Consider the following 26,730-nt stretch of genomic DNA (forward strand, 5'->3'; position numbering starts at 1 on the left):
GTCACACTTTCAGGTCAACCATGCGACGTATCGTCACAAAGCCGATGATGTAGAGGATGATCAGCCCGGAAAAGCCGAAAATGAACATGGGGTCTTGCGCAATGTCCAGGTAGAAAGCCGGATTGACCAGGAACAGCGCGACAAAGGCCAGGATGGGCAGCGCGGTCAGCATCACTGCGGTCATCCGGCCTTCCGAACTGAGCGCACGCACCTTCATGAACAGGCTGGCCCGTTCACGGACGACGGCAGACAGATTTTCAAGGATCTCCGCCAGGTTGCCACCTGTTTCCGCCTGAACGGACAGTGATATGACGAACATGTGCATTTCGTTCATGTCCCACCGTTCGGCCATGCGCTGCAATGCGTCGCGCAGGTCCGATCCGTAAGTGACCTCGTCCACCACGATGCCGAATTCGCTGCCTATGGGGTCCTTCATCTCCTTGGTCAGCAGGTCCAGCGCCGCCGCAATGGGGTGACCCGCTCGCAGCCCGCGGACGAAGGTATCCAGAGCGACGGGAAATTGCTCCTCCATCTTCTTGCGCCGCCGCTGGCTCATGCGGCCGAGCACCATGATTGGCAGGATCAGGCCCAGCGAACCGGCAAAAGCCGCAGCCATGACGACCATTCCAGCGGTCATTCCATATCCCGCCATGACCCCACCGATGAGGACCAGGACGAACAACAGGCCGGTAGCGATCGTCATGATCGTCAGGATGGTGCGCGCAGGCACGCTCAACCCCGCACCATGCAATGCATGGACCACGGACAAGCCTATGCGACCGAACAGGCTGTCCCGACTGAAATTCAGTGCATCGTCATTGCGTCGCAACTTCGACAACACTGTGCTGCGCTCATAACCCGCGGCGATCATCTTGAGCCTGCGGTTCAGCACATGTTCCTTGCCCGCACGTCCCCTCAACCAGCCTGTAATGCCCTCGATCGTCAGGATCACCGCCGCAAACAGCAGGATCAGGACAAGGATGCGGATGTAAAGCGGGTTCATCACTGCACCACCGCGTCAGGACGGAACAGTTCAGCAGGTAAATATATACCCCGGTCGGCCAGGTCGCCCATGAATTTAGGCCTGATGCCGGTCGCTTCGAAATGTCCGCGAACCATGCCGTCTTCCTCGCGCCCGGTCATCTTGAAGCGGAAGATTTCCTGCATGGTGATGACCTCGCCCTCCATGCCGGTGATTTCGGAAATACTCATCAGTCGGCGGCGCCCATCCGACAGGCGGCCCACCTGTACGACGACGTTCAGCGCCGATGCGATCTGCGCCCGCGCCGACCGGGGCGAAATATCTATGCCGCTCATCCCGATCATCTGCTCCACGCGGGACAGGGCGTCGCGCGGCGTGTTGGCGTGAACCGTCGTCATCGACCCGTCATGCCCGGTGTTCATCGCCTGCAGCATGTCAAATGCCTCCCCGGCGCGCACTTCGCCCACGATGATGCGGTCGGGTCGCATGCGCAGCGCATTCTTGACCAGGTCGCGCTGGGTCACTTCCCCCCGGCCTTCAATATTGGGCGGCCGGGTTTCCAGCCGCACCACGTGCCGCTGCTGAAGTTGAAGCTCGGCAGAATCCTCGATCGTGACGATCCGCTCAGCTTCATCGATGCTGGCCGACATGGCGTTAAGCAGAGTGGTCTTGCCCGAACCCGTGCCGCCCGAAATCAGAACGTTGCGCCGCGACGCCACGACCGCACCCAATACCTGCGCCATCGCCGCTGGCACGCTGCCCAGTTCGCCCAGCCGCGCCATGCTGATCGGCACTTTTGCGAATTTACGGATGGACAGCAGCGAACCGTCGACCGCCAGCGGCGGCACCACCGCGTTGACGCGTGACCCGTCGGCCAGGCGCGCATCGACAAAGGGCGACGCCTCATCAATCCGCCGCCCGACCGCCGCCACGATTTTCTGGATGATACGCAGCAAATGCTTTTCATCCTTGAACCGCGCCGCCGTTTCCACCAGCCGCCCATTGCGCTCCACAAATACAATCTTGTGCCCGTTCACCAATATGTCGGTGATGCTATTGTCTTTCAGCAGCGGCTCAAGCGGCCCCAGACCCAACAACTCGTCCAGAATATCGGACACCAGCCGTCGGCGTTCCTCCAGGTTCAGCGCGTGTTTTTGCAGGGCCAGCTGTTCGTGGACGATCTCGCCCACTTCCACTTCGACCTGCGCGCGCGACATGTTTTCCAGCGCGGACAGGTTGATGATGTCGATCAGCTTCTGGTGCAGCGCGACCTTCAGTTCAGTGTGCCGGTCCTCTTCCCAATGGACCAGTTCCGTTTCGGTCGGCCCCACATCATCGCGAGGATCAGCAAAGCGGTTGTCGCCTTTTCGGATCTGCCACATCAGCCCTTCTCCGCCTGCCGCTGAGCCGGGACCGCTTCAACGCAGCAATCGACAATGTCCTGCATGTCCTTGCAGATGCGGCTCCGCGCCTTCAACTCATGGATCAGCACGCCCTGGTCGAGCGCGGAGCTGACCAGAGGAAAATCATTGGCGATGCTAAGGTTGACCGGATGATCCAGCGCAGCCGCTGCATCCTCCAGCCCGATCGCGCGGAACAGCTTCTTTTCGACCCGATTGGCGATCACATGGATACGCGCGGGATCGATATCCTGGCTGCGCAGCAGAGCGATCTGGCGGCGCGCCTGACGCAGGCTGGCGATGGTCAGTTCCACCACCAGGAAAATCGCTTCCGACCGCGCCACCAGCGACATGGACCAGTTGGTCCAGTTGCCCGGCAGGTCGAGATAGATGGTATCGAAGTTCCGCTGCGCCAGTTCGATGACCCGGAACACCTGATCGGCATTCACCGCTTCCATCGGCATGATTTCGGACGGAGCCGTCACAACGCGCAGCCCTGTCGCGGTCTGAACCGTCACGCTGCGCAGCAGTTCGCCGTCGATGCGGCTACCGCCCTGCAACAGGTCGGCCAAGGTCAACGGCGACGATATGCCCAGGAACGTCCCGGCATTGCCGAACTGAATGTCAAAGTCGAACAGGCAGACTTCGCCCTGCCCCTGCTTCACGGACTTGGCGTGCAGGCTTGCGGTCTGGGTCGCGATCGTGGTCGCACCAACCCCGCCCACGCTCTTGATGATCGACACCAGCTTGCCGTTTTTCACATCCTTGACGCTGGTCGCCGCAATCCGACCGCGCAGATCTTCCAATATCGCAGACAGTTCCGCGGTTTGCAGCGGCAGCGCCAGCACGTCATCGATCCCGCTTTTCAGCAGCGCCCGGACCAGCGGAATTTCGGCATTGCGCACCGCCGCGACGATCAGCAGTCCCGAATTACCCGCGCGAAGGCCAGCCAGCCGCGCCATCGACGCTGCATCGTCGGGCTGCACTTCCAGAATGATCGCCTTGGCTTCCGCAACCAACTGCCCCGGCAAAGCGGCGCTGGCGGCCAACATGGCCAGCGTCAGCGAATGCCCGCTCAGACGGTCACCCAATATATCGGACGCGGCCACTTCCTGCTCCGACAGGATCAAGTGAATGCCTTCATCCCCGATATCGAGGGTCCAGTTCTCGGCCGTTTCCGCTGTGTTCGTCACGATGCCCAAGATCTTGTTCCTCAATTTGATACGATGCCCTGGCCGTCTTCGAGCGTCAGTGCGGAACTGAAGCTGGGCAATGCAATCTGCCCACCAAAAATTTGCAAAAGAGTTGGCGTAAATGTGAGGTTGCTGACTTCCACGGTCACGATCGGTGCCACATCTGCTCCGTTAGGATCGCCTGCATATCCCAACCCAGATGGCTGATAGGCAACACTGATGTTATTCGCCGCCAGTTCAGGGAAAAACAGGCTCATCTGCCTCGCGATGCGTCCGAACGGGCTGTCGGTTCCAGAGGTTGCAGCCGTGCCCCAAGGGCAACTGCCGGATGTGCAACTGCATGACACGGCAACGCTAGTCCCGGTGCTCGTACACGCCATGGTTCCATAAGATGACGTCGGGATCGGATCACCTTGGGTTAGGCCCCCTGTTCCCACAAAACTGAATGTAGAAAGGCCTGTTGGCACAGGATCGGTGACCACCGCGAAGCGCACGCCCATCTGGGCCGCCTTTTCCGCTCGATTCCAAGTCCACATCAGCCGACCGACATCAACTATGCCCAAGAGGAAAATCAGGAGCAGGGGCAGTACAAGCGCGAACTCGGCCGCCGAAGAAGCCCTGCCGTCGCGGATCAAGGCCGGGACCAGTTTTCTCACAGGCCCGTCACCGGCGATTGGGATGCAGCGTTCAAGTACAATGCGCTGCTATCGAAACCCAGCCTGTTGAACAAGGATTGGTAAACAAGTCTATTGGCATTATCCGTCGCGATCTCAACCTTAACAACCGGGACGTAACTCATGCTATTGTAAATCCCTGAATAGGACGGAGTGACGCTGTGGGGATCGACGCAATCATAGGTTACTTTGATCGTCTCTGGATCAGTCCATCCAACAAGCCGGGCGCTTCCTCCCGTAAGTTGCCCGGTCCGCACCAAGTTTCGTGTATCGGCAACGACTGTTCCTCCCGGGATATTCCCATCGTCATCGTCAACGCAGCTATAGTTAGAAAATCCAAGCCGGCCGGCATAGCGAGCACCGTCTCGTACCGCCTTCACGACGACGTGTTCGCTTAAGAAATAGTTGCCAAGCTCAAATGATCCGAACATCAAAGCAATCAGCAATGGTGTAACCATCGCCATCTCTGCGGCGGCGGCTGCCCTGCGGCACTTTATCAGAGAGGATATATGGCTCGCCATCATATCACCTGATCAAATACGGAACTTGTCGTTGAACGACTTGGCCGGTAGTAGATCCCAATGTGTTCGTGCTGGTCTCACCAATAAGCTCGATATACACATCTTGCTCCGCCGTGCGGGTCCGGTTGGCGGAGGGTTCTACGATGAAAGCATCTACCCAGCGGATGACTGGTACACCCTCAGAATTGCCACCGACCCCGTTGGCACGGCAGTTGACGACGGCCACGGAGAGGCGGCGACGGTCAACGGTAGTTGAGGACGGTTGAAGACCAGTTCCGCAGATTGGTTGATTGTGATCGAGTTTTGTACCTGTCGCCACCCGTGATTGACCGACTGTGCGCGCTCCAGTGGGCGAGGTGAACACGTCGCCGGCATGAGCAATTTCCCAAAGATAGACCTGGTAACGCGTGACGGCGGTAGTACCATAGGCCGAAGTCATGGCACCCTGCCAATTCAAACCCGGATAATTGATTGTAAAATAGGCGTTCCTATCCCAGTTCCCATCGCCAATTCGACCGTTGGCGCATGTCCCGGCTGAACTGACGGCATGGCACATGTCGCGCGGATGCCCAATGCTCTGGGTCGCGGCTATCTCGGCCGCCGTGAGTGGGGTGTTTCCTGACGGCGGCAGGTAAGGGTTGCTCACTTCACCCCAACCGTTAGGACCTAAACCACAACTATTTTGGCCGTTCGCATTGGTGCTACGCACAAGGTCTTTGACGGAATTTATGGAAGGCTGGCATGCCCCTCCCGTGGGACAGGCGCCCCCGCCAGGACCTCCCTGATCAAAGATGTCAAACCGGGTATTGATGGCATCTCTCACTGGCGTGATTTGCCCCGTTTGCGTGTCCACACCGCTGATCGGCAAACAGTCTCCGGGAGGTGTATTCCAACCAATCGCCTGTTTCAGCGCAATAACAGGGTTGTTGGTCAAATCTGAATGCGTGTCCAGAAACCCGAAATTTCCGGGAGCCCATGCGCCGCCGCCGCTGCATTCGCTGGCGCCACCGCCGCCAGTAGTGAGGAGCTTAAGCCCTTTGCCAACCAACGCATTTGCATCGAACCCATAATTGGGATCTGTGTTGTTACAGGGTTCCTGCGGGTTGCAAATCATCACCGGCGGGACTTTGCAGATTGCCTGACCAATTCCCGCTACGGCAGATGCGTTTATCTGACCGGAACGGAACATATGCACCACAGGCGTCAAGGCAAAGAAAGCTTCTCGCGGAGCGACCGAAACCTGCACGAATCTCGCCGCATTGGGGCTTGTTGTTGTCGTGCCGGTATCCGTATCCTGATTATAGGCTGAATAGAATATCAACGTGGGGACGGTCACCAAACGGCCCGAATTATTCCCATCGTTGGCAAAGAGGGTTGAATTGACAACTAATTCCTGCGCCGCAGTTGTAGCTCGAGTGATTGCTGTCCCGGCCCCATCCAACTGGCTCGCCGCCGCTAGCGCCGCCTGATCCGCCGCGCTTTGCAATTCGCTGTCCATGCTGGCGAGCCGAGCATAGTCGAACGCAAGTCCCCCCGCCGCGATCAGGCCGAAAAGCGACAGGGCCACCGTCGGCGCCACTGCACCGCTGGTTGACCATGTCAGGCTTTTCCGTCGGGCAGTCATGAAAGCCGCTCCTCCTTCGATCAGTTCGACCCGCCGCCCGAACCGCTACCGCTACCGCCGCCAGAACCTTGCGTCGTACGGATCGACTTGGTCGCCTTCACCTTGTCGGTGCGATAGCGTTCCACCGCCGCCGCGCTGCGGGCGCCGTCGCCGCCTTCGACCAGAGCGCCTTCATATTGCGGGTCGGGGTTGATCACCTGCATCGCATAATTGTTGCGCACCGCCCCGCCAAAGGTCGGGTCGTTGGCGGTGCAACCTGCCAGCGCCAGCGCGGGCGCGATCAGCACCGTGGCCAGTGACAATTTCCGCATGGTCGCTCTCCCGCTCACAATTCATATCCGCTCTGCGTCGCACCAGCCGGAGCTGGAGCAGCCGCTTCGGGCGCGCCAGAAGCCGCAGCCGGGGCGGGAGCGGTCGGCCCCTTTTCCGGCGGCATTGCATTGGGGTTAAGCGGGTTGATCCCGACCGCCTTGTCGGTCCGCCCCATCAGGAACAGGTCCAGTTCGTTGGGGTTGCCCACGCGATCGGTCGGCAACCGCACGTCCGCCGCCCGCATCGGCTTTACCAGCCGCGGCGTCACGATCATGACCAGTTCGGTTTCCTGCTTCTGAAAGCCGGTTGATCGAAACAGCGAGCCGATGATCGGGATCGATCCCAATATCGGCAATTGCCGCACCGTATCCTGGAAATCGTTGCGCAACAGCCCCGCCACGGCAAAGGATTGCCCGTCGCGCAATTCCACCACCGTCTTGGCCCGACGGGTCAGCAGGCCGGGGATGACCAGCCCGTTGACCGTGACCGAAGCGGACGGGTCGATGGAGCTGACCTCTGGTTCCACGACCAGGTTGATGATGCCGTCCGCCAGCACCGTGGGCGTAAAGCCCAGGCTGACACCGAAGGGTTTGAATTCAATGGTGATGCCATTGTTGCCGCCCCCGGCCCCGCCACCGCTTCCGCTGCCGCCGCCTTGTAGCACGGGGATCGGAAATTCCCCGCCCGCAAGGAACGATGCCGTCTCACCCGACAGGGCGACCAGCGTCGGTTCGGCCAGCGTCTTCACCAACCCCTTGCGCTCCAGCGCGTCCAGCGCGGAAAAGATGTTAAGGCTGCCCAGCTTGAACGACCATGTGCCCACGCCAAAAGCATCGGTCAGACCGTCCAGCAAGATGGTCGGCGTGCCCCCATTATTCGTCGGAACGATGGAGTCACCCGCCAGATTGCCGATGCTGCCTGCGGTCTTGTTGCCGACAAAGCTGTGGTTCAACCCGATCTGCTTCGCCGCCTGCCGGTTCACCTCAGAAAAGCGCACTTCCAGCATCACTTGCTGCGACGCGCCGATGGACAGCATGTTGACGACCTTATCCTCACCACCCGCATAGGTGCGCGCGACCTGAACCGCGCGATCCACCGCTGCGGCGCTGGACACCGTGCCGGTCAGCACCACCGCATCGTTGGAAATGCGCGCGCCGATCGGTTCGCCGGGGATCAATTCGGACAATTGCCGTTTCAACGTCACGACATCAGGCCCAACCGCCACGTCGACCACCGCGATCAACATGTTGCGGCCGTCATACAGCGTCAGGCTGGTCGTCCCGACCTTCTTGCCCAATACATAGATTGAACGGTTGGTCATGGGCAGGATGTCGGCGACTTCCTGATTACCCACCAACGCCTTGGCAAAGGGCCGGTCGACCGTCAGCACCTGGCTTTTGTTCAGCGGCACGTCCAGCTGCCCAGCATGGTCGACATTGCTGGTGCTCAGCGAAGCGATCTGCGCTGCGGCGGGGATGGCGGGCATCGCGGCTGCCACTGCCAGCGCCGCCCCCAGCGCCAGCCTGCCTGCTGTGTTAGCGGGAACCATAGTGCTTCACCTCATAGCTGGTGCCGGTCACGCCGCGCACAATTTCTACAGATGCGGTCGCGGGCAGGACCTTGACGTTCTTTGGAACGGGCCGCCGGGCGACGCGCGTCACTGGCGGCAGATAGTTCAGGTCGGCAACGCGCGAACGCGGCCCTGCAAAGCCGCCCACATAGGCGCCGTCGCGCAGATCCTCCGTCCCCACGGTCTGCACCGCCGGGTTGGGTTCGTCCGTCACATTGCGCAGGACCAGCGTCAACTGGCCGACCTGTTGGCCCAGGACCAGCTTTTGCGCGTCGACCTGATTGACCTCCAGCGTGGCGGTCTTGCCGATCGCGGGGTCTTTCGAACTGTCATTGGCGTTCTGGTCGATGGCGATGACGCGCGTGCTTTGCAGCAGCACGTCGGTAATCTGCTGATCGCCGCCGCCCATTTCGTCGCGCAACGTGCGCGTCACGAACACGTCGACGGTATCGCCCGGCAGCACAAAGCCGCCCGCCGCCGCAACGTCGTTGACCCGCACGGCCACCGCACGCATTTCGGGCCGCAGCACACCGGACATGGTGGCGCGGCCGCCTTCGGCTGACAGCTTGGACGTCAATATGGGTTCGCCCGGCTCAATCTGGCGCAGCACGACGCGCTGCTTGCCAAGGGATGTGAGCTGAACGGGATCGCGAAAGGAACCCGGCGGCACCGAAGCCGCGGGCCAATCAACGATCTTGATCTTTTCTGGGGTGATTGCCGCTCCAAAAGCCAGCGGCATGGTCGCCACGACGACCTTGGCCATCCCCTGAGGCGCGCTCGCCTGCTGCTGCTCAGCCTTGCTCAGATAAGCATTGGCGATGAACACCGCCGCTAGCGCCAGCAAGATTGCAAAGCCAAGGATGATGAGTGATCTACGCTGCCCCACGACGCCCCCCGGAATTGCAATTCGCGGGAACCGAACGGCGTTCGCCAATCGGTTCCCAAAAACTCATGGCGTCAGCAAACGCCGTTGGTCGTGCCAATGCAGTTCTTTGCGTCGTTCATAGCACCGCTAATAGCGCCGCCGAGTTGGAAGGCCGCAAGCGCAATGCCCGTGCCCACAATCGCCAGGATCAGCGCATATTCAGCCGCCGAAGCCCCGCTCTGGTCATTCCACAGATTTTTGAAAAAGCTCATGTCATTTACCCCTATTGCACCGGAAACCATTTCCGGCCTGCTCTCGCAACAGCTCTGCGGTAGGGGCCTGACCACCTAGCGACCCTGGCGGCGATGTTCCCCGCTCCCCAGGTAGTTGGCAGTTCCCGTAGAACTTGGGATCAAATTGACCCAACCAGACAGCAAGTCAATAAGGTAAAAAATCTCTAAATTTATCAGCATCTTATAGCAATTTTTTGTTAACCATTTTCTATCGACGAACTTTTGCCGATAATTAATCACATGATTTCATTGATATATCGTTGGTTATATACCAATCAGTTTTCTAAAGACATACTTGGTTTTTACTTTGGAAATCGTCCAGTAAAACGCAAAATATTCTCCCCTATATAATATAATATCTAGGTTAACCTGTGCATTTCTTTTCTATCCAAAGGTAGAAGCGAATAGAATGACGGGTATATGTCCAACGGAATTAGTCAGCTTCGCACTGGCCATACCACTAGAAGTAAGGCAGCGGACGCTCCACAGGCCCATCAGTCCGCACCGCCAGCCAATATGTTGAGAGCGCCCTAGGGCCACGCTTCGCCGCGAATCACTTTCGCTCCGCCGCAGCGAAAATCGAATCGGTCACACCCCATCTCCGGGCCGCAGCTTCGAAATTTGTCGGAAAACTGCCGCAAACCACGAAGGGACAGTCGCGTCAGGCGCTCACCCGGTTGCGAAATGTCACATTCACCCGCTCGGACAACAGCAGGTAGGGCAGCCATAAAGCGGCGCTGATCAGCACCTTCTTCACATTGCCGGTCAGCAGGTCCGCCAGCGCCATTTCAACGGCGTGGGGCACGCCATCGATACGCGCCATCCACTGCGCGATGCCGATTTGCATCAACAAGTCGATGCCCCATATCATCGCCAGAAACCGGGGGAACAGCGGCACCATCCGCAGCGCCATGGCGAATGCGAACATATAAAGGCATGACAGCAGCACGACATCGGCCAGCATCACCGCATACATGCTGACGAACCAGGATGGCGCAAAGCTCCCCAGTGCGGGAACAGCAGTCAAAAATTCCAATGTCCGCACGGGAACATTGATGGCGATGCCGATCAGCAGCGACGCCATCACGCCATACAGGCCGAACTGCGACATTTCGCGCGCCTTCAGGCAATCGATCTTCCGCCAGCGACCAATCTGGGCCAACCGGATCGACGGCTGCGCATGGACCCTTCCGGCTGGAAACAGCCTGAGGCCCAGCAACAGCGATCCCACCGGCGCACCGATCACCAATATATAGGGCAGCAGCCCGGTCTCGCTCAACCAAGGGGCGGCGTCATAGGGGGTGGCGGGAAAGGACAGGCGCAGGCCACAGGCAAACGCGCCCAGCAACACCCATATCGCCACAATGCGTTGCAGATTGACCTGCATCGACAGCACCAGCGCCACGCTCTTGCGATAGAAATGATTGCGAACCATTCGAACCATCTTAACAAAAGCTCCGCCAGCGCCGCGCCACAATCATACACGCTTATCCATCGCCATGATGAATCTAAGGTAAATGCCCGGCGAGGCCGAAAGTTCTGGCCGGGGCTGTTATCATGCCCTCCCCCTGCCTTCCCCACCACCTCATTTGCGCGGGACCGTGATCTGGATCATCGTCCGGCCACCCAGGCTGTGCAGGAAAACCTCCCCGCCCAACGCCTGGATGCGCCGCATCAGCGACCGGGAAGACACCGCCCCGCTCGCCCCCAGACGCGCCAGATTGGGCACGCCATCGTCCGACACGTGCAGCGCGATGCGATTGCCCGCTGGTTCCAGCGTGAATTCCACCGTGCGCGCCTTCGCATGGCGAACCGCGTTGGCGACGATCTCTCGCACGGCAAAGCTCAATTCGCGGCCGATCATGGCGCTGGTCGCGCAATTGCCGTCCCTGACGTGCAGATCGCATCGGACGCCCCATTGCTCACCCAAGGACCGGACCACCATGGCCAGCGTTTCGGGCAGGTAGGCGAAATCATCATCATCAATGTCGGGGTTGATGATGTATCGGATGGTGGCAATCTGATCCTTGGCGATCCGGTCGACATTCTCGATCACGGGACGCGGATCGATCGCGCCATTGCTCAATAGCGGCGCCAACTGGAAGCGGATGCTGGCCAACGCCTGAAGCACGCTGTCATGCAGATCGCGTTGCAACCGATCCCGTTCCCGCGCTCCGGCAACGACATGCGCCAGGTCCAGGCTGTTGCGCACCACCAATTCCTCGCAAGCCCCTTCAAACAGGCGCTGCGCGATGGCTAGGGAATCCTCATGCACCGGATCGGGCAGAGGGGCGACCCCGATCGCCTCGAACGCGCCCAGCGAAGCCCTGACCGACATCAGCCTGTCCGCCTCCAGCAACTCGCCCCACGCCCACCCGCTGGGCGTCAGCGGATGGAGCCTGGTAAAGCCGTCGGCGGACAGCGAGATGGATGCATTACGCGCACGATCATGCCACTCCGTGCCGACGGCCAGCAGACTGCCTGCTCCGGGCGGCATTTCGTCACCCAACATGGTCGACGCGAACATGTAGCGATCATGACTGGTCATGCGGAACAGCACGGCTGCATGGCCCGCCCCGGTCGCAATCCTTAGGGCCTGAAGCAGATAGGGGCCCGGCAATCCTCCTGCTGGCGGTGCACCAGCCTCAGCCAGCCGTTTGCCCCGCTCCCTTTCCAGCAACGTTTCGCGACGGGGGCCAAGCAGCATGCCGGTAATCGTCACCGCAATCACCAGATAGAGCACACGCAGTGCATGCCACTCCAGTTCCGGCTCAGCCGCAACCGTCACCGCATCGTCGGCGTAGAGGATCAGAATGGCGACGAGGCCCACCGCCAGCCCCAGGATGCGATGCAAATATCTGGGGACGATCAGCGCAATCTCTATCGCGACGAACAGGCTGCCAGGGAAATAGGGGCTGTGGGAAGGATCGGTGACGATCAGCAGCGCCAGAAACAGCAGCGCGTCCAAAGCCACCACCAGCTTGCGGATACGGATTTCGACCACCCAGGACCGCGTCGACAATATCAGCGCGCCGACCGCCACCGCCGACATGCCCAGGACGATGCCATGTTCGGCATGCTCCGCCCATGACCGCGCGCTGGAAAAGGCGAAACTGGTGAAGACATAAACAAGCGCCAGAATCAGCCGGGATATATCCAGCATACGCCATGGCCGCAGCGCCGAGGCGCCAATCGCCAGCGGCGCACCCCATCTCCTCACCCAGTCAGCGCGTATACGCGTCACGCTCCATGGTCCCTTTATTTACAGGGTTATAGTTTTCGACATATGGATTTAGTCATATGGCCAAAATTAACGACATAAGGCCAATCATCTATAGATCAGATTTCATTCATCCATGGAAGTAGTCATAGACCTGCTGCGCCACCGCCTTGGAAACACCCGGTGCTCTCAGCAAATCTTCCAGCGCCGCGCTTTTCACAGCTTTGGCTGTTCCAAAATGCATCAACAATGCCTTCTTGCGCGACGGACCGATACCCGGAACTTCATCCAGACTACTCACCGTCAGCGCCTTGCTGCGCTTCTGCCGGTGCGCGCCAATCGCAAATCGATGCGCCTCATCCCGCAGCCGTTGCAGGTAGAACAGGACGGGATGATTTAACGGAAAGCTCATTTCACGCCCGTCGAGCATGTGGAAAACTTCCCTCCCCGCGTTGCGATCAGGCCCCTTGGCGACGCCGATCATGCACACATCCTCGATCCCCATATCTTCCAATATGGCGCGCGCCGCCGATAGTTGCCCCTTGCCGCCATCGATCAGGACCAGGTCGGGCCACTCACCACTGTCGCGGTCAGGGTCTTCCCGCGCCGCCCGGCCAAAACGGCGCTCGAACACTTCGCGCATCATCGCGAAATCATCGCCCGGCGTGGTGTCGGGATTACGGATGTTGAATTTGCGATAGGCGTTCTTGCGGAACCCCTCCGGCCCCGCCACCACCATGGCTCCCAAAGCGTTGGTGCCCTGAATATGGCTGTTGTCGTAAATCTCGATCCGGTCGGGCACGCCATCCAGCCCGAATGTTTCGACCATCTCCTCCAACAGCTTGGCCTGGGTCGTCGTTTCCGCCAGCCGCCGGTCCAGCGCCTCCACCGCGTTACGCTGCGCCTGCTGGATCAGCCTGGTGCGCGCGCCCCTTTGCGGTACTTCGATCCGCACCTTGGCCCCAACGCGCTCCCCCAACGCCAGCGCCATCAGCTCGCATTCGGCTGGCGCGCGGTCCGACAGGATAAGCCGGGGTGGCGGAACCTCCTCATAAAATTGCGCCATGAAGCTCGCCAACACCTCATCTTCCGCGACTTCGGCGGTGTGCACGGGAAAGAAGCTGCGATGCCCCCAATTCTGGCCGCCGCGAATGAAGAAGGCCTGAATGCACATCGACCCGCCCTTGGTCGCCAGCGCAAAAATGTCTGCGTCGCCCAGCCCGTCCGCGTTGATGGCCTGGCTTCCCTGGATGAAGGTCAGCGCCTTCAGCCGATCGCGCAGCACGGCGGCCTGTTCGAAATCCAGCGACTGTGCCGCGACCTCCATCGCCTGCCCCAGCTTCTTTTGCACCGCGGTCGATTTGCCACCCAGAAAGTCCTGGGCGTCCTGAACCAGCTCGGCATAATCCGCATCATCGATACGTCCGACACAGGGCGCGGAACATCGACGGATTTGGTAGAGCAGGCAGGGCCGCGACCGGTTGGCAAAGAAGCTGTCGGTGCAACTGCGCAACAGGAACAGTTTCTGCAATGCGTTGATCGTCCGCGTCACTGAACCGGCGCTGGCGAATGGGCCATAATAGCGCCCCTTATATTTCCGCGCGCCTCGATGCTTTTGCACGCGGGGAAAGGCATGATCTTCCCGCAGCAGGATGAAGGGGAAACTCTTATCGTCCCGCAGCAGGACGTTATAGGGCGGGCGAAACCGCTTGATCAGCTGCGCTTCCAGCAGCAGCGCCTCCGCTTCGCTATTGGTCGTCACGATGGTCATCGACCGCGTCTGCGCGACCATGCGCTGCAACCGCTTGGGCAGCCGGTCCACCTGCGTATAATTGGCGACGCGGTTCTTCAGCGCCCTCGCCTTGCCGACGTAAAGCACATCGCCGCGCGCGTCCTGCATGCGATAGACGCCGGGGCGCACCGGTAGCGTTTTCAGGGTCGTGCGGATCGCCTCGACGCCCGCGTCGATGTCAGGTGTCCCGGCGCCCCGGACAGTATAGCTGGCTTTATCTTCGTGAAACCGGTCAGGCGATTGAGGCTGCGACATAGGAGAGAGAGATAGCGGTGGCTGTGCCAAGCGCAATGGCCTTGGCCGCCCTTTCATCGCCCGGCACGCTGGACCATGATCCAGTCGCGCTAGTGTTGATTTGACATTTGCATCCCGCCAACCGGATAGGATGGTCGCAAACGCCAAAATGGAAAAATCGGCTAGAAGCAAATATTGTTAGTGTTCCGAACAAATTCTGACATTTGCGTACCACCAAGCCGAGAGCGGACGCCAATGTCAGAATCGGACCACTGGAGCATTTTCGAAGCGGATGGATTCATCTGCTGACTTGGAAAATGCAGAAAACAACAAGAAAATAGAGCATGATCCGATCCAGTATGATCGGATCATGCTCTAGATTGACCATGCGCTTGAGTACATTTGCTTCGAAGATGGTCTCAGCATCTTCGCGGCGTTATGTAGGAAACGCGCCTAATCGGATCATGCTCTGGCGGCGGACCTGGCGGCGAAGGCATGCTCGAACCACGCCCCCCATGTCATTCCTCTACGATGAAAGCGGCGTCCATCGCGTCCAGCGCGTGCCTGTGACCGAAAGCGGGGGCCGCATCCATACGTCCGCCGCGACGGTGGCGAGAATAGCGCATCACGGCCGCTACCTTGTCATGGTGCGGCACCAGCCCGGCCGCCGCCTCCACAGATAGGCTGATTGCATCACTGGCCGCGCCTCATGGCGAGCATATGATTGCGTAACCGCCGCGATCCGTCTTTGCCAATATCGCCACCACGTCTGGCCAAGCCGCCATGTGTCGAATGAACCGCGCAAACGAAAAGGCCGGCGCGACGATCCGCACCGGCCCTTTACATAATGGCAAAGTCCAGGCGATCAGACGCTGGAACCAAGCCCCTTGATAGCGCCGTCGACCAATGTCCGGTCAGCGCTCGCATCATGATTCTGGGCGATCAGAGTTGCCGCAGCGCTGGTCGCCGCATTCACTGCCTTGGTGCGAATGCCTGCAATCGCCGCGCGCTCCGCCGCACCGATTTTGTCTTCGGCCATCTTCTGACGGCGAGCCACCAAAGCAGCCGCGTTGACCTTGGCATCCTGCAGCAGGGTGGCGGCATCGCTTTCGGCAGACTTGCGCATCGCTTCGGCTTCACCGGCAGCGGCGGCGAGCTTCGCCTCATATTCACCCTTGAGCGCTTCGGCTTCCGCGCGAAGCTTCGATGCTTCAGCCAGCTGGCTCTTGATCTGGGCAATGCGGCCATCCAGCACGCTGCCGATCAGGGCAGGCACCTTTTTCACCAGCAGGATGACGATGAACACCGCCATCGCCAGGCTCACCCATGCCGTGGCGTCCATGCCGACAGCTTCGGGATCGGTATGCGGAACCACGCCTTCATGCGCAACGGTGCCAACAGGCTCCATCCCTTCAGCGTGGATCGCTTCGTTCAGGTGCGGGGGCGCACCATCGCTATGCTGTGCTGCTGCGTCAGCCATGGGCCAGTGCCGCCTTTACTGCATTGCGGGCCGCTTCGTCCGACGCTTGCACGCCGGAAATGCGGACCACCATGTCGCGCGCCGCATCGGCCGCAACGGTTTCAATTTCTTGCATGGCCGCCTGGCTGGCAGCCTGAATGCGTGCTTCGGCTGCGCCAATCTGGGTCGCGATCTCGGCATCGGCGGCGGCAAGCTGCCCTTCGGCTGCCTTGGCGGCTTCTGCTTTTGCCCGCGCCAGCGTTGCCTGAACCGCAGCACGGCTTTCGGCATCACGAGCGCGATAATCGGCCTCCGCCTCGTCAGCACGCGCGAAAGCGGCCTTGGCGGCGTCCAGGTCACCTGTGATCTTGGCGTCGCGCGCATCTGCCGTCGCCTGCACCTTGGGCACCATGCCCTGGCCGATGACGAAGAAGACGAAGCCGAACGTCAGCAGCATCCAGAATATCTGCGAGGCATAGGTATCGGCGATTTGCGCGATTTGAGGCATTTTATGAGGTCCGTCCGATCAGGGCGCGGTCAATTCATGGGAAGCGGGCGAGCGGCCATGCCACCGCGCCCGCTCTCCAAGCGATGTCAGGCCACGAACACCAGGATCATGGCGATAACGAACGCCAGCAGACCCAGAAGTTCGGCTGCGGCGAAGCCGATGAACAGACGGCCCTGCTGACCGTCAGCGGCACCCGGATTGCGCAGCGCGCCTTCGAGGAACGATGCGAACACGTTGCCCACACCGAGCGAGGCCAGACCCGCACCGATGGCGGCCAGACCAGCACCGAGCAGCTTTGCGGCTTCTGCGTCCATGTCGTAAACTCCCTTTTCTAAACTCTAACAATGTTGATGAAATTACGGAAAATCAGTGCAAATTCTCGGCGTCGTTCAGATAAACCGATGTCAGCAGAGCGAACACATAGGCCTGGATGACCGCAACCAGCACTTCAAGTGCGCTGATGCCGATCATCAGGATGAAGCTGGCCGAACCGATGGTCAGGCCATAGCCTACGCCAGCGTTCGAACTGTTGATGACAAAACCCGCCAGCACCTTCAGCAGGACGTGACCGGCGGTCATGGCGACGAACAGTCGCAGGCCCAGGCTGAACGGACGCACCAGGAAGGAAACCAGTTCGATCGGGAAGATCACCGGGATCATCGGCAGCGGCGTGCCATGCGGCACGAACAGCGAGAAGAAGTGCAGACCATGCTTCCAGAAGCCGACCGCAAGCACGATCGAGAAGCTGAGGATCGCCAGCACGCCGGTAGCGGTGAAATGGCTGGTGAAGGTAAAGGGATGCAGGCCGATCAGGCCCAGCGGCAGCAGACCCAGCAGGTTGGCCAGCAAAATGAACATGAACAGCGAAAAGACGTAAGGGATATACTTCTTGCCGCCTTCGCCGACATTGGCGATCAGCAGGCTCCTGATGAAGCCGGTCATATATTCGACCGCCATCTGCCAGCGGCCGGGGACCAGTTCCCGCTTCATGCCGCCGATGACGAAGATCCACAACACCACCCCAGCGGCGACCATGTAAAGCGCGCTGTTCGTGAAGGCGATGTTAAAGCCGCCGAGCGACAGCTGATCCGTACCGAACAGCGGTTCGATCGCAAACTGGTGCATCGGATCGATTTTGCCGGAGGATTCTGCCACGTTGACCCCTGTCACGTCTTGTCTTCGCCTAAGACTAAAGCGCCCCTTATTGGTCGGGACGCTTCGTCGTCAATCTGATGATATTTCTGAACGCCACCACGATACCCAGACCGAGGAAAGCGAGCAGAAGCCACGGGGATGTCTGAAGAAAGTAGTCCAAAGTCCCACCTACCACAGCACCGCCAGCCAGACCCCCGATCAGTTCCGCAAGAACCCGGTTGCCAAGGCGAGACCCATCGTCCGCCTTTTGCACCGTGTCCCCTTGCCTGACCTTTTCGGCTCGTTCGGCCCGCCCGATCCGCTCCTGCAAAGAAGCGATCCGTGCGTCCTCATCCGCCGGGTCTTGCCCAGGCACATCCGCTACCATCGCCAGTCCTTTCCATTCCGGCATTGCGCCATAGGTCCGGTGGCATGGCGTGTGCGGTTGCACCCGTCAAGGCGCGGCCCGTTTAGAAAGGGCTTCCCGGATAGTCAACCGTCGTTGGGCAGGAGTTTTTTCAACCCCTGCCCAGCCAGGGGCAAAGCCCCGGCTTTGCGGGATAATCAGCCCGCCGTAGCACAATAGGATGGCAGTGCGATTGGGCCTGCGCCCTTCGTCTGCCACGGTCCTGCGCCGATACGATAGACCTGACCGTTCTTCACGCGGCCGCTCAACGTCTGGCAACCCGTGGCGGCGGCCACATCCTGCACGGTGACGCCGCGCTTGCTCGCCAGGTCGGTATAGGCGGCGCGGCGCTTGATATTGACCGATTCGACCTCGGCGCGAACGGCTGCACTGACCGTCCCGGCAATGCCCAGATAGCCGTCGGCCTGTTCGCCAACCGCCCCTTGGGCGATCGCGGTCGCTACCGCGCCCGACTGCGCCCGTGCTGGTGCAGTTACCGCCAGACCCGTTGCCAAAGCGATGGCAACGCCACCGACAATCATCAGAAATTTGCGTGTCATTGGGGGAACAGCTCCGGGTTGTTCTGGATAAGGTCCTGCGCGTCACGTTGCAGGCGAACGACGACTTCCTGCTGAACCTTGACGTTCAGATTGATTTCGATCGGCTTATCCGGTGCCTTGACCTGGATGCATCCCCCCAGAGCCAGCCCGGCAAAGCCCATTGCCAAGATCGTTTCTTTTCTCATTTCCGCTCCGTGTTTTGCACAATGTCGCTGTCTGCAGGCTGAACTGCAATCCCTTCCCTTATCTTCTCCTGCATCTGATCGCCTATGCTATTCTGTATCAGGGTGGTCGGATCGATAAAGGACTTCGCCGTTCCCAACAGCCCCCGGAAAGGCGCGGCGATTCGCACGTTGAAGATGAACGGCAGGCCGGTAAAGTTGCCTGCCAGCCCTGCCGGGGCGCTGCCCAGCTGCCCCCGGTTCACGCCATTGAACACGACATTGGTTACCATCTCGCCATCCAGCGCGCCGTCCATCAGGATGGTCAGGCATTTATATTGCAGATTCTTGAGCGCATCGAACGCCATCCGACCCATAGCGCCCAACTGCTGATTGGAAACCGCCCCGACATAGGACAGCATACCGGACTGAAGATTGGGATCGCACGGGATGGTAGGCAGCACGCCTTCGGGCATGATCAGTGGCGGCATGCCCTGTTGCCGGGCGACCAGCACGCCTCCGGCCACGCGACCGCCTTCCGCATTGAAGATCAGCGGCATGATCCCATCGAACGTGCCCGTCGCCGATATGTCCTTCAACTCCATTGCCTGGATGAAGGCACCCGCATCCAGGCCGATCACCCGGAACGTCAGGTAACGGTCGACATCCGAGCCGAAATCCATGGCCGTGGGCAATAATTCCAGTCGCCCACCGGAAAATGGCCACCCGCCGCCCTCTATGCGGACATGCTGGTCAGCCTCCAGCCGGTAGCGGACGACCCCGTCGCGCGCCTCCACACCCGGATTGACCGAAGCGATCCGCACTTCCTGCCCCGGAGCGCTGATCAGACCCAGCAGGTCAATGAAGCGCAGTTCGCCGGATAGACCTTCCACCGGCCCGAACGCCGCCGCCAGACTGGCGTTATCCGTCCTGAAGGCGCCGTCACTGCTGACGTCCGACCCGGTCCATCGGATATGACCTTCGCCCGTGACGGTCGCCTTCACATTGGCGATGACGCCCAGCGCCAGACGGGTAACCTCTTCAGGCTGTAAATCTGGCCCGAAAACAAGGCCCGGAACATCCAGGTCCGCCTTGCCTCGACCGCTGGACAGGTCATGCGTGATGTCGGCGCGCGCGACCATGGCACCGTTGCGCGGCACCCGCATTGCGCCGGTCGCGGCAATCCGACCGTCCTTCAGCGTCAACTGGAAATTCGGGACGGCCAGCGGCTGGAACCGTGCGGCAGGCTGCGCATCGCGAACCATGACCTTTGCGGCGAGCTTCAACGTCCCGTCGGCAAAGCTCCAATCGCCCGCTCCCTCCTCAATGATCAGGGGCACCGCGCCGATCTTCCCCCCTGCTCCGCGCAGAGTCCCCGCCAGGCCTTTCGCCGACGATCGTCCCTCCAGCGCCTCAGCACTCAACCTGACCGGCGATTCCGCCGCTCCGATCAGCAGTTCCGCACGCGAAAGTGCAAATCCTTCCTGCCCCAACAAAATGCGAGCGCGATCCGCGGAAAGCCGCATCGGATTGTCGCCGCTTCTGCCCGTCAGCGCCAGCTGCCGGATTTCCGCGCCGCCGCGTATGCCGCCCGGTCCGGTCGCGAACAATGCTCCGTCGACGGGGCACAAAATCTGTCGCGTGCGGCCAATGGCAAAGCTGCCATATTTCGCTTCCGTCAGGGACAGGGGCACGCAGCGCCTGTTGATCGCAACGCCCCCTACCGCCGTCATCTGTCCTTCGACAGGCACGGTCAGCCCACGCAACCGACCATCCGGCAAAGGCCCGTCCAGCCGCAATGTGGTGGAAAAGCGCGTGTCGCCATGTGGGCCTGCGCTAAAACGGACCGGCTCCAGCGAAAGCCGGGCATCCTGCGCCGCATAGCTGTCTACAAACAGCTGCCCGCCAAAACCTCCGCCAGCCCGACGAGCCAGCCGCAACGCCGCCTTCGGCAGGCCACCGCCCTCGGTCGTCAGCGCCCCTTCCAGCGCCCAGTCCACTGCTGCACCGCTTTTCCCCGGCCAGGCGACGGTGATGCGTCCGTCTGCGGGAATGGCGGCCCGCGCACCGCTGCGCGCTTCAAACCGCACCCCGCTCAGAACGACGCTGCCCCCCTGGCCCCGCTGCGCAAAGGCAACGGTGCTTTGCAGCACATTGGCAGCGCCCGCCCGGCGCACGGCGTCGGCCAGGCGATTGGCCAGAGGCCCCACCGGCGTGCCACTGGTGGATTGGCGCAACCCGGCCAAGGGATCGCGCCCAGCCAGGTGCAACTGCCGGGCCGAAAGCTGCCCCTGCACACGCGCACCATCGCCGCCGATCTGCCAACCGCCGCTGAACTCAGTCCGCCCGGCTACCGCGCCCAGTCCCGACAGTTGATCAGCGCCAATCCGCGCGCGGCCCGCCATGGCTTTGGCCGATCCATCAAAATCGATCCGCCCGCCCGGTCGTGCCATCACCATGCCCTTGGACCGCAGCGCTTCGCCCGACAGCGTCACATGCCCCGCCCATCTGTCCAGCGCCTTGCCGAACCAGACGTCTACGTCAGCGACCGGCTTTGCGATCGCAGTGCCCGCATCAGGGCATCCGATCGCTGCTGCTCTTGCAGGTCCGGTCAAATGCGGACGCCCGCCCCGCATGGCCAGGTTCAACCTTGCCGTCGCCTCCGTCATGCCGCACCCACTAAAGCGCGCGCGGGGCATGGCGGCAGTGATCCTTCCGCGAAAGCCCGACAATAAATTGCCCCTGCCTTCGACATCCATGCCGATCGGGCCAGCATCGGTGTCCAGCCGAACGCGCGCATCGGACAGGCCCAGGACGATATCGGGCAGGCTGAACGGCGCGGTCGATGCGGGGTCGCGAAACTTGTCCAGCTCACCCAATCGCAGAACCGAATCGCGATACGATCCGCGCAGCCGCACCCCTCCCGCCCTGACAGCGGCCACATGGGGGGAAAGGCTGGTAAAGGCGATGTCGACTTCGACCCAACGGGCAGTCAAATCGGGATTGGCGGGATTGCCCAAGACGATATTTTCGATCCGCTGGGTGCGCAGCCCGACCTGCTTTAGGTCATAGCTCGCTTCCACGCCGCGCCGGTTCATTTCGCGCCCGATGAAATTTTCCGCGATCGGCGCGCGCTGGGTCCAAAGTGCGATCATCACCAGCGCCAGCGAGCCTGATCCTACGCCCAGCCAGCGCAGCCATGCCCGGCGAACTTCCATTTCGCCGTCTTCATCTTCCATGACTATGGCCAACCCCGGCTTTCAAACCCTAGATCCGTAACGGCTTCATAACGTCCGACCGTTCTTAAATATCCTTGCCCCTCATTTGTGCAACGCATAGCGTCGCTGGCTGAACGGGGGATGATAGAGCGTTGTCGGAAAAGGAAGAAAAGGCAAGCCATGACGGCATGGGCCATCGCGCTCGGCTGCGGCAGAAACTTGCGGAAAGCGGCGGAGAGGCGCTGCACGACCATGAACTGATCGAATATCTGCTGGCGCTAGCCATTCCCCGCCGCGACACAAAGCCGTTGGCCAAGGCGCTGCTGCGCGAATTTGGCGGCATCGGCGGGCTGATGACCGCCGACTGGCAGGCGATAGCGCGGGTGCCGGGGATGGGTGACACCAGCATCGCGGCGATCAAGATCGTTCAGGCGACCCTGCTCAGGATGTTGCGAAACAGCGTCGCGGAAAAGCCGGTCCTCGCCAGTTGGCAGGCCCTGCTCGACTATCTGCGCGCCGACATGGCCTTCCTGTCTGTCGAACGCGTCCGCGTACTGCATCTCAACAGTCGTAATCAGTTGCTGCGGGACGATCACATGGGGGATGGCTCAGTCGATCAGGCGGCGATCTACACGCGCGAAGTCATCAAGCGAGCGATCGAACTCGGATCAGCCAGCCTGATATTGGTCCACAACCACCCGTCCGGCGACCCCTCACCCAGCCGCCAGGACATAGAAATCACGCGACAGATCGTAGATGCCGGCAAAAGGCTGGGCATCACCGTTCACGACCACATCATCATCGGCGAGAAAGGACATGCGAGCCTACGCGCCCAGGGACTGTTGTAAGTCATCAGTCTCAACGAGACTGGGTTAGCTCGCGCGTTCAATCGGCTTTGGCGTCTGCAAGCCGCGCTCGAACGCAGAACCATCGTGCTCCTGCGCAGGCAGGAGCCCAGTTCATGCGGCGGGACTGGGCTCCTGCCTGTGCAAGAGCGCGTAATCTTCATGGTCGTGTCGCAAAGCCAGGCCGCCTGCGCTCGACAGACCGGCCCAAGAAGCCCTGAAGCCTAGCCCTGAAATCCAAACGACAGGAACTCAGGCACCGGCCCGTTCCATCCTTCGTCCGGCCCATCGCCGACCGGTTCAGGCTTGCGGGCGCGAGCGCCGTTATGTTCCGGGCGAGCAGCACGAGGTTCGTCCCGACTCCGTTCCTCCCGCGGCCGTTCGTCACGGCTGCGTTCATCGCGGACGGGCTCCCCGCCACGATCATCCTTGCGGCTAGGCTTGCGCCGTCCCCGAACGCCTCGGCCTTCTTCAGCCGGGGCTGACGTCGGCGCGGCGGCGGCTGTCGGGCCATCGATCATCTCGATCTTCTGCCCGATCAGCTTCTGGATATTGTCGATGGCCTCGGAATCTTCCGGCGTCACGAAAGTGATCGCCACCCCCGACGCACCCGCGCGGCCGGTGCGGCCGATGCGGTGGACATAGTCATCCGGGTGCCACGGAGCGTCAAAGTTAAACACGTGGCTGACACCCTTGATGTCCAGGCCGCGCGCCGCAACATCGGACGCCACCAATATGCTCACCGCTCCCGTGCGGAACCGTTCCAGTTCGGCGATACGCGCCGACTGGTCGATGTCGCCGTGAATCTCGCCCGACTTGAAGCCATGGCTCTGAAGGCTTTTGTTGAGTTCGCGCACGGTGGTCTTGCGATTGCAGAAGATGACGGCGCTCTGCACCTCTTCGGCCTTCAGCATCGCGCGCAGCGTATCGCGCTTCTTGCGCGAATCGACCTTCACCAGCCGCTGGGTGATGTTGATCGAAGCCGTCGCCGGTCGCGCCACCTCGATCGATTTGGGATTGGACAGAAAACGGTCGGCCAGCTTCTTGATCGGGGCGGGCATCGTCGCAGAAAACAACAGCGTCTGCCGTTGCGCGGGCAGCTTGGTGCAGATTTCCTCGATATCCGGGATGAAACCCATGTCGAGCATGCGGTCGGCTTCGTCGATCACCAGCATCGAACAGCCGTTGAGCAATATCTTGCCGCGCTGGAACAGGTCCATCAGGCGGCCGGGCGTGGCGATCAATACATCGACGCCCTTCTCCAGCGCCCTCACCTGATCGCCCATCTGGACCCCACCGATCAGCAGCGCCATCGAAAGCTTGTGATATTTGCCGTATTTCTCGAAATTCTCGGCCACCTGAGCAGCCAGTTCGCGCGTCGGCTCCAGGATCAGCGATCGCGGCATCAGCGCGCGGGCGCGGCCATGCGCCAGGATGTCGATCATCGGCAGCACGAAACTGGCCGTCTTGCCCGTCCCCGTCTGGGCGATGCCGATAATGTCCTTCATCATCAACACTGGCGGGATCGCCTGAGCCTGGATCGGCGTGGGCGTGTCATATCCGGCCTCGTTGACGGCCTTCAATAATTCATCGGAAAGGCCGAGATCGGCAAAAGTCATTCAGTTGTCCGGGACAGGAGGCTCACCGCCAAGCGCGAATGCACGACGGAAATTGGGCGGGTCCTTGGGGAAATATCGCTATCTTGTCAAGGAAATCGAGCAGGCATAGGCGAAACCCGGACGTCAATCGTCGGCTTTTACGGGCACCAGACGCCTGAAACTGTCAATGCCACAGCTTAGTCCGCTGCGCGCCTGCAACGCGTCCCGGCCCGAACAAAGTGACCCGTCATCGTCAGGCTCCACATAAAAACCCGAATAAAATCCTGTCGAACGACATCCGTTTTCCAGCTTGGCCCGATAACGATGATTGTCGGCCAGCAGCAGGTCGACGCCATTGTCGACCACCACGCTGGCCGATTGTATGGATCGCAGCGCGACGCAACGCGGCCCCTTTTTTTCCTTCCACATATGCCTGGCGTCAGGAGCGATGCGCGCGGGTGCCCGGCCCTTTCTGGCCATCGGCACGCGGATGATGACTCTTTGCTGGATCGTCAATTGCGCGAACTGCACAGGCTCACCCGAAGGCGCGATAAGAAGCAGCAGGACGGAATGAAGCAAATCGGACCCCTTTTGGGATATGCTAATATGCGATGGTTGAATGGTCGATGAATTCCGACGCATAAGCCGATCCCATGATAGGACAGGACATCATCGATCAATTCCGGCTGATCCTGGGGGACAAGGGCATCGTCACCGATGCGTCCGACATCGCGCCCTGGCTGACCGACTGGCGGGGCCGTTTCCACGGTCAGGCGGCAGCGATCCTGCAGCCGGATTCGACGGAGCAGGTCGCAAAACTGGTCGCCCTGGCGGCGCAGATCGGCGTGCCGCTCGTGCCCCAGGGTGGCAATACGTCGATGGTCGGGGGCGCGACACCTCCGCCCGACGGATCGGCGCTCATCCTTTCCCTGCGGCGCATGAACCGCATCCGCTCCATTCGCGCGGACGACAACCTCGCCATCTGCGAAGCAGGCGTGATCCTCGCCAATTTGCATGACGCCGCCGATCAGATCACCCGCCGGTTCCCGCTCAGCCTGGGGGCCAAGGGATCGGCCACGATTGGCGGCCTCATATCGACCAACGCTGGCGGCACTCAGGTACTGCGGCACGGAACCATGCGCGCGCTGGTGGACGGGATAGAAGCGGTCCTGCCCGATGGCAGCATCTTCGATGGCCTCGATGCACTGAAAAAAGATAACCGCGGCTATGACATCAGGCAGCTGCTGATCGGCGCGGAAGGAACCTTGGGGGTCATCACCGCCGCCTCGGTACGCCTTGTCCCCGCCATCGCCGCACGGGCGGTGGGCTGGGCCGGTGTGCGCACGCCGACCGACGCCCTCACCCTCCTGCGCCACGCCGAATCCCATCTGGGCGACAGCGTCGAAGCGTTTGAAGTGATCGCCGACGATGGACTGGGCCACGTCCTGTCCCACATACCGGGCGCCCGCTGCCCCATTCAAACCCGCACGGCCTGGCATGTCCTGATCGAGGTGGATCATGACAGCGATCGGCAGCCGGGACCGGTCGAAAGGCTGGAAATGGCGTTGGCCGACGCGCTGGCGCAGGGCATCGTCGTTGACGCCGCCATCGCCGCCAACGAAGCGCAGGCGGACGCATTCTGGCGCATCCGCGAATCACTTTCAGAGGCTGAGCGGGCGCAGGGACCCGCGCTGCAATATGATGTCAGCGTGCCGGTCGCACGGATGCCCGCCTTCATGACCGATGCCGCCGCAGCGGCCATGCGGGCGTTCCCCGGCACCACCGCCTCCTCCTTTGGCCATCTGGGCGACGGCAATGTCCATTTCCACGTGCGCGCGCCCGCTGGCACGACAGATGGCCCGGCCTGGATCGCGGCGCAGGGGGGCGCGATCAACGCCTTCGTCCATGACGCGGTCGTTGCGGCGGGCGGCTCCATTTCGGCGGAACATGGCATCGGGCAGATGAAACGGGCGGAACTTGGCCGCCTATCCAGTCCCGCTCGCCTGACTGCCCTGCGCGCCATCAAGGCAGCGTTCGATCCTCAGGGCATCATGAACCCGGACAAGTTGATCCCCCGCCCCGACGAAGGCTGAACCGTCGGGACGATGCGCCGGGACAAAGCGATTGCCTGTCTGGGCCAAGGCCATTATCGCCTTCACCA

Annotated in this window: 25 protein-coding genes and 2 pseudogenes; 3 read left to right on the top strand and 24 right to left on the bottom strand. The window is 61.1% G+C overall.

Translation table 11 applies throughout. From position 1 onward, the window contains the following. Position 1: 1 nt before the first annotated feature. The 14 genes and pseudogenes from ACI3KQ_RS09920 to uvrC all read right to left on the bottom strand — a co-directional run bounded on the left by ACI3KQ_RS09920 (position 2) and on the right by uvrC (position 14,701). On the bottom strand, positions 2 to 1,003 hold the full coding sequence (locus ACI3KQ_RS09920) for a type II secretion system F family protein (RefSeq protein WP_404957158.1): 1,002 nt from the start codon (positions 1,001 to 1,003) through the stop codon (positions 2 to 4). Beyond that, positions 1,003 to 2,364, bottom strand: a complete 1,362-nt coding sequence (locus ACI3KQ_RS09925) for a CpaF family protein (protein ID WP_404957160.1) — start codon at positions 2,362 to 2,364, stop codon at positions 1,003 to 1,005. The genes ACI3KQ_RS09920 and ACI3KQ_RS09925 overlap by 1 nt, the downstream gene beginning before the upstream one ends. Further along, positions 2,364 to 3,575 (bottom strand): CpaE family protein, encoded by a 1,212-nt coding sequence (locus ACI3KQ_RS09930; protein WP_404957162.1) that lies wholly within the window; start codon positions 3,573 to 3,575, stop codon positions 2,364 to 2,366. Before ACI3KQ_RS09930 ends, ACI3KQ_RS09925 begins: the two co-directional genes overlap by 1 nt. 20 nt (positions 3,576 to 3,595) lie before the next feature. Further along, positions 3,596 to 3,832: a hypothetical protein gene (locus tag ACI3KQ_RS09935; protein ID WP_404957433.1), complete on the bottom strand. Its 237-nt coding sequence runs from the start codon at positions 3,830 to 3,832 to the stop codon at positions 3,596 to 3,598. A gap of 243 nt (positions 3,833 to 4,075) precedes the next feature. Further along, positions 4,076 to 4,231 (bottom strand): annotated as a pseudogene (locus ACI3KQ_RS09940) (TadE/TadG family type IV pilus assembly protein); the annotation flags it as partial. Next, entirely contained in the window at positions 4,228 to 4,773 is a 546-nt protein-coding gene (locus ACI3KQ_RS09945; protein WP_404957164.1) for a TadE/TadG family type IV pilus assembly protein, read from the bottom strand. The gene ACI3KQ_RS09945 and the pseudogene ACI3KQ_RS09940, both read right to left, overlap by 4 nt. A gap of 1 nt (position 4,774) precedes the next feature. Continuing rightward, positions 4,775 to 6,394 carry a pilus assembly protein TadG-related protein gene (locus tag ACI3KQ_RS09950; protein WP_404957166.1) on the bottom strand — a complete coding sequence of 540 codons (1,620 nt, stop codon included), beginning with the start codon at positions 6,392 to 6,394 and terminating at the stop codon, positions 4,775 to 4,777. A 20-nt stretch (positions 6,395 to 6,414) separates the two neighbouring features. Beyond that, positions 6,415 to 6,705: a hypothetical protein gene (locus ACI3KQ_RS09955; protein ID WP_404957168.1), complete on the bottom strand. Its 291-nt coding sequence runs from the start codon at positions 6,703 to 6,705 to the stop codon at positions 6,415 to 6,417. Positions 6,706 to 6,719: 14 nt separating this feature from the next. Continuing rightward, a complete protein-coding gene (locus tag ACI3KQ_RS09960; protein WP_404957170.1) occupies positions 6,720 to 8,255 on the bottom strand; it encodes a type II and III secretion system protein family protein in 1,536 nt (511 codons plus the stop codon). Beyond that, entirely contained in the window at positions 8,242 to 9,210 is a 969-nt protein-coding gene (cpaB, locus tag ACI3KQ_RS09965; RefSeq protein ID WP_404957172.1) for a Flp pilus assembly protein CpaB, read from the bottom strand. Before cpaB ends, ACI3KQ_RS09960 begins: the two co-directional genes overlap by 14 nt. Before the next feature lie 23 nt (positions 9,211 to 9,233). Continuing rightward, the gene (locus tag ACI3KQ_RS09970; protein ID WP_404957173.1) at positions 9,234 to 9,413 is read right to left on the bottom strand and encodes a Flp family type IVb pilin; all 180 of its coding nucleotides are present in this window, start codon (positions 9,411 to 9,413) and stop codon (positions 9,234 to 9,236) included. Positions 9,414 to 10,095: 682 nt separating this feature from the next. Continuing rightward, the gene (locus ACI3KQ_RS09975) at positions 10,096 to 10,869 is read right to left on the bottom strand and encodes a DUF2569 domain-containing protein (protein ID WP_404957175.1); all 774 of its coding nucleotides are present in this window, start codon (positions 10,867 to 10,869) and stop codon (positions 10,096 to 10,098) included. 150 nt (positions 10,870 to 11,019) lie between these two features. Further along, complete coding sequence (locus ACI3KQ_RS09980; RefSeq protein WP_404957177.1) at positions 11,020 to 12,678, bottom strand: sensor histidine kinase; 1,659 nt, start codon at positions 12,676 to 12,678, stop codon at positions 11,020 to 11,022. Positions 12,679 to 12,784: 106 nt separating this feature from the next. Continuing rightward, entirely contained in the window at positions 12,785 to 14,701 is a 1,917-nt protein-coding gene (uvrC, locus tag ACI3KQ_RS09985; protein WP_404957406.1) for an excinuclease ABC subunit UvrC, read from the bottom strand. 512 nt (positions 14,702 to 15,213) lie between these two features. Here uvrC and ACI3KQ_RS09990 point away from each other — a divergent pair. After that, positions 15,214 to 15,294: pseudogene (locus tag ACI3KQ_RS09990) on the top strand (PCRF domain-containing protein); the annotation flags it as partial. Positions 15,295 to 15,545: 251 nt separating this feature from the next. Here the strand turns inward: ACI3KQ_RS09990 and ACI3KQ_RS09995 are convergent. From ACI3KQ_RS09995 to ACI3KQ_RS10030, 8 genes are all read right to left on the bottom strand, one after another. Next, complete coding sequence (locus ACI3KQ_RS09995) at positions 15,546 to 16,160, bottom strand: F0F1 ATP synthase subunit B (RefSeq protein WP_404957179.1); 615 nt, start codon at positions 16,158 to 16,160, stop codon at positions 15,546 to 15,548. Beyond that, positions 16,153 to 16,647: an ATPase gene (locus tag ACI3KQ_RS10000; RefSeq protein ID WP_404957181.1), complete on the bottom strand. Its 495-nt coding sequence runs from the start codon at positions 16,645 to 16,647 to the stop codon at positions 16,153 to 16,155. The genes ACI3KQ_RS09995 and ACI3KQ_RS10000 overlap by 8 nt, the downstream gene beginning before the upstream one ends. An 86-nt stretch (positions 16,648 to 16,733) precedes the next feature. Continuing rightward, on the bottom strand, positions 16,734 to 16,961 hold the full coding sequence (locus ACI3KQ_RS10005) for a F0F1 ATP synthase subunit C (RefSeq protein ID WP_021240110.1): 228 nt from the start codon (positions 16,959 to 16,961) through the stop codon (positions 16,734 to 16,736). Between the two features lie 52 nt (positions 16,962 to 17,013). Beyond that, a complete protein-coding gene (locus ACI3KQ_RS10010) occupies positions 17,014 to 17,772 on the bottom strand; it encodes a F0F1 ATP synthase subunit A (protein ID WP_404957407.1) in 759 nt (252 codons plus the stop codon). Positions 17,773 to 17,848: 76 nt separating this feature from the next. Continuing rightward, positions 17,849 to 18,169 (bottom strand): AtpZ/AtpI family protein, encoded by a 321-nt coding sequence (locus tag ACI3KQ_RS10015; RefSeq protein WP_404957183.1) that lies wholly within the window; start codon positions 18,167 to 18,169, stop codon positions 17,849 to 17,851. 176 nt (positions 18,170 to 18,345) lie between these two features. Then, complete coding sequence (locus tag ACI3KQ_RS10020) at positions 18,346 to 18,747, bottom strand: YdbL family protein (RefSeq protein ID WP_404957185.1); 402 nt, start codon at positions 18,745 to 18,747, stop codon at positions 18,346 to 18,348. Next, on the bottom strand, positions 18,744 to 18,932 hold the full coding sequence (locus ACI3KQ_RS10025) for a YnbE family lipoprotein (protein WP_404957187.1): 189 nt from the start codon (positions 18,930 to 18,932) through the stop codon (positions 18,744 to 18,746). Before ACI3KQ_RS10025 ends, ACI3KQ_RS10020 begins: the two co-directional genes overlap by 4 nt. Further along, positions 18,929 to 22,147 carry a YdbH domain-containing protein gene (locus ACI3KQ_RS10030; protein ID WP_404957189.1) on the bottom strand — a complete coding sequence of 1,073 codons (3,219 nt, stop codon included), beginning with the start codon at positions 22,145 to 22,147 and terminating at the stop codon, positions 18,929 to 18,931. The genes ACI3KQ_RS10025 and ACI3KQ_RS10030 overlap by 4 nt, the downstream gene beginning before the upstream one ends. A 167-nt stretch (positions 22,148 to 22,314) precedes the next feature. Between ACI3KQ_RS10030 and radC the strand changes: the two genes are divergently transcribed. Continuing rightward, the gene (gene radC / locus ACI3KQ_RS10035; protein ID WP_404957409.1) at positions 22,315 to 22,974 is read left to right on the top strand and encodes a DNA repair protein RadC; all 660 of its coding nucleotides are present in this window, start codon (positions 22,315 to 22,317) and stop codon (positions 22,972 to 22,974) included. Between the two features lie 221 nt (positions 22,975 to 23,195). On the opposite strand, the gene ACI3KQ_RS10040 is transcribed toward radC, so the two are convergent. Next, on the bottom strand, positions 23,196 to 24,590 hold the full coding sequence (locus ACI3KQ_RS10040) for a DEAD/DEAH box helicase (RefSeq protein ID WP_404957191.1): 1,395 nt from the start codon (positions 24,588 to 24,590) through the stop codon (positions 23,196 to 23,198). A 123-nt stretch (positions 24,591 to 24,713) separates the two neighbouring features. Further along, entirely contained in the window at positions 24,714 to 25,148 is a 435-nt protein-coding gene (locus ACI3KQ_RS10045; protein ID WP_404957193.1) for a hypothetical protein, read from the bottom strand. 74 nt (positions 25,149 to 25,222) lie between these two features. Here ACI3KQ_RS10045 and ACI3KQ_RS10050 point away from each other — a divergent pair, with 74 nt between their 5' ends. After that, entirely contained in the window at positions 25,223 to 26,662 is a 1,440-nt protein-coding gene (locus ACI3KQ_RS10050; RefSeq protein ID WP_404957195.1) for an FAD-binding oxidoreductase, read from the top strand. Positions 26,663 to 26,730 lie beyond the last annotated feature (68 nt).

This window comes from Sphingobium sp. ZW T5_29 (genome assembly GCF_044987515.1).
GTDB lineage: Bacteria > Pseudomonadota > Alphaproteobacteria > Sphingomonadales > Sphingomonadaceae > Sphingobium.

Excerpts from the sequence above, each read along its gene's own strand:
- ACI3KQ_RS10050 (WP_404957195.1), top strand. The coding sequence starts at position 25,223 with ATGATAGGACAGGACATCATCGATCAATTCCGGCTGATCCTGGGGGAC.
- ACI3KQ_RS09945 (WP_404957164.1), bottom strand. The coding sequence starts at position 4,773 with ATGATGGCGAGCCATATATCCTCTCTGATAAAGTGCCGCAGGGCAGCC.
- radC (WP_404957409.1), top strand. The coding sequence starts at position 22,315 with ATGGGCCATCGCGCTCGGCTGCGGCAGAAACTTGCGGAAAGCGGCGGA.
- ACI3KQ_RS09935 (WP_404957433.1), bottom strand. The coding sequence starts at position 3,832 with ATGAGCCTGTTTTTCCCTGAACTGGCGGCGAATAACATCAGTGTTGCC.
- ACI3KQ_RS09970 (WP_404957173.1), bottom strand. The coding sequence starts at position 9,413 with ATGAGCTTTTTCAAAAATCTGTGGAATGACCAGAGCGGGGCTTCGGCG.
- uvrC (WP_404957406.1), bottom strand. The coding sequence starts at position 14,701 with ATGTCGCAGCCTCAATCGCCTGACCGGTTTCACGAAGATAAAGCCAGC.
- ACI3KQ_RS09950 (WP_404957166.1), bottom strand. The coding sequence starts at position 6,394 with ATGACTGCCCGACGGAAAAGCCTGACATGGTCAACCAGCGGTGCAGTG.
- ACI3KQ_RS10005 (WP_021240110.1), bottom strand. The coding sequence starts at position 16,961 with ATGGACGCAGAAGCCGCAAAGCTGCTCGGTGCTGGTCTGGCCGCCATC.
- ACI3KQ_RS09995 (WP_404957179.1), bottom strand. The coding sequence starts at position 16,160 with ATGGCTGACGCAGCAGCACAGCATAGCGATGGTGCGCCCCCGCACCTG.
- ACI3KQ_RS10025 (WP_404957187.1), bottom strand. The coding sequence starts at position 18,932 with ATGAGAAAAGAAACGATCTTGGCAATGGGCTTTGCCGGGCTGGCTCTG.
- ACI3KQ_RS09920 (WP_404957158.1), bottom strand. The coding sequence starts at position 1,003 with ATGAACCCGCTTTACATCCGCATCCTTGTCCTGATCCTGCTGTTTGCG.
- ACI3KQ_RS10020 (WP_404957185.1), bottom strand. The coding sequence starts at position 18,747 with ATGACACGCAAATTTCTGATGATTGTCGGTGGCGTTGCCATCGCTTTG.
- ACI3KQ_RS10015 (WP_404957183.1), bottom strand. The coding sequence starts at position 18,169 with ATGGTAGCGGATGTGCCTGGGCAAGACCCGGCGGATGAGGACGCACGG.
- ACI3KQ_RS09960 (WP_404957170.1), bottom strand. The coding sequence starts at position 8,255 with ATGGTTCCCGCTAACACAGCAGGCAGGCTGGCGCTGGGGGCGGCGCTG.
- ACI3KQ_RS09925 (WP_404957160.1), bottom strand. The coding sequence starts at position 2,364 with ATGTGGCAGATCCGAAAAGGCGACAACCGCTTTGCTGATCCTCGCGAT.
- ACI3KQ_RS09975 (WP_404957175.1), bottom strand. The coding sequence starts at position 10,869 with ATGGTTCGCAATCATTTCTATCGCAAGAGCGTGGCGCTGGTGCTGTCG.
- ACI3KQ_RS10040 (WP_404957191.1), bottom strand. The coding sequence starts at position 24,590 with ATGACTTTTGCCGATCTCGGCCTTTCCGATGAATTATTGAAGGCCGTC.
- ACI3KQ_RS09955 (WP_404957168.1), bottom strand. The coding sequence starts at position 6,705 with ATGCGGAAATTGTCACTGGCCACGGTGCTGATCGCGCCCGCGCTGGCG.
- ACI3KQ_RS10010 (WP_404957407.1), bottom strand. The coding sequence starts at position 17,772 with ATGCACCAGTTTGCGATCGAACCGCTGTTCGGTACGGATCAGCTGTCG.
- ACI3KQ_RS10030 (WP_404957189.1), bottom strand. The coding sequence starts at position 22,147 with ATGGAAGATGAAGACGGCGAAATGGAAGTTCGCCGGGCATGGCTGCGC.
- ACI3KQ_RS10000 (WP_404957181.1), bottom strand. The coding sequence starts at position 16,647 with ATGCCTCAAATCGCGCAAATCGCCGATACCTATGCCTCGCAGATATTC.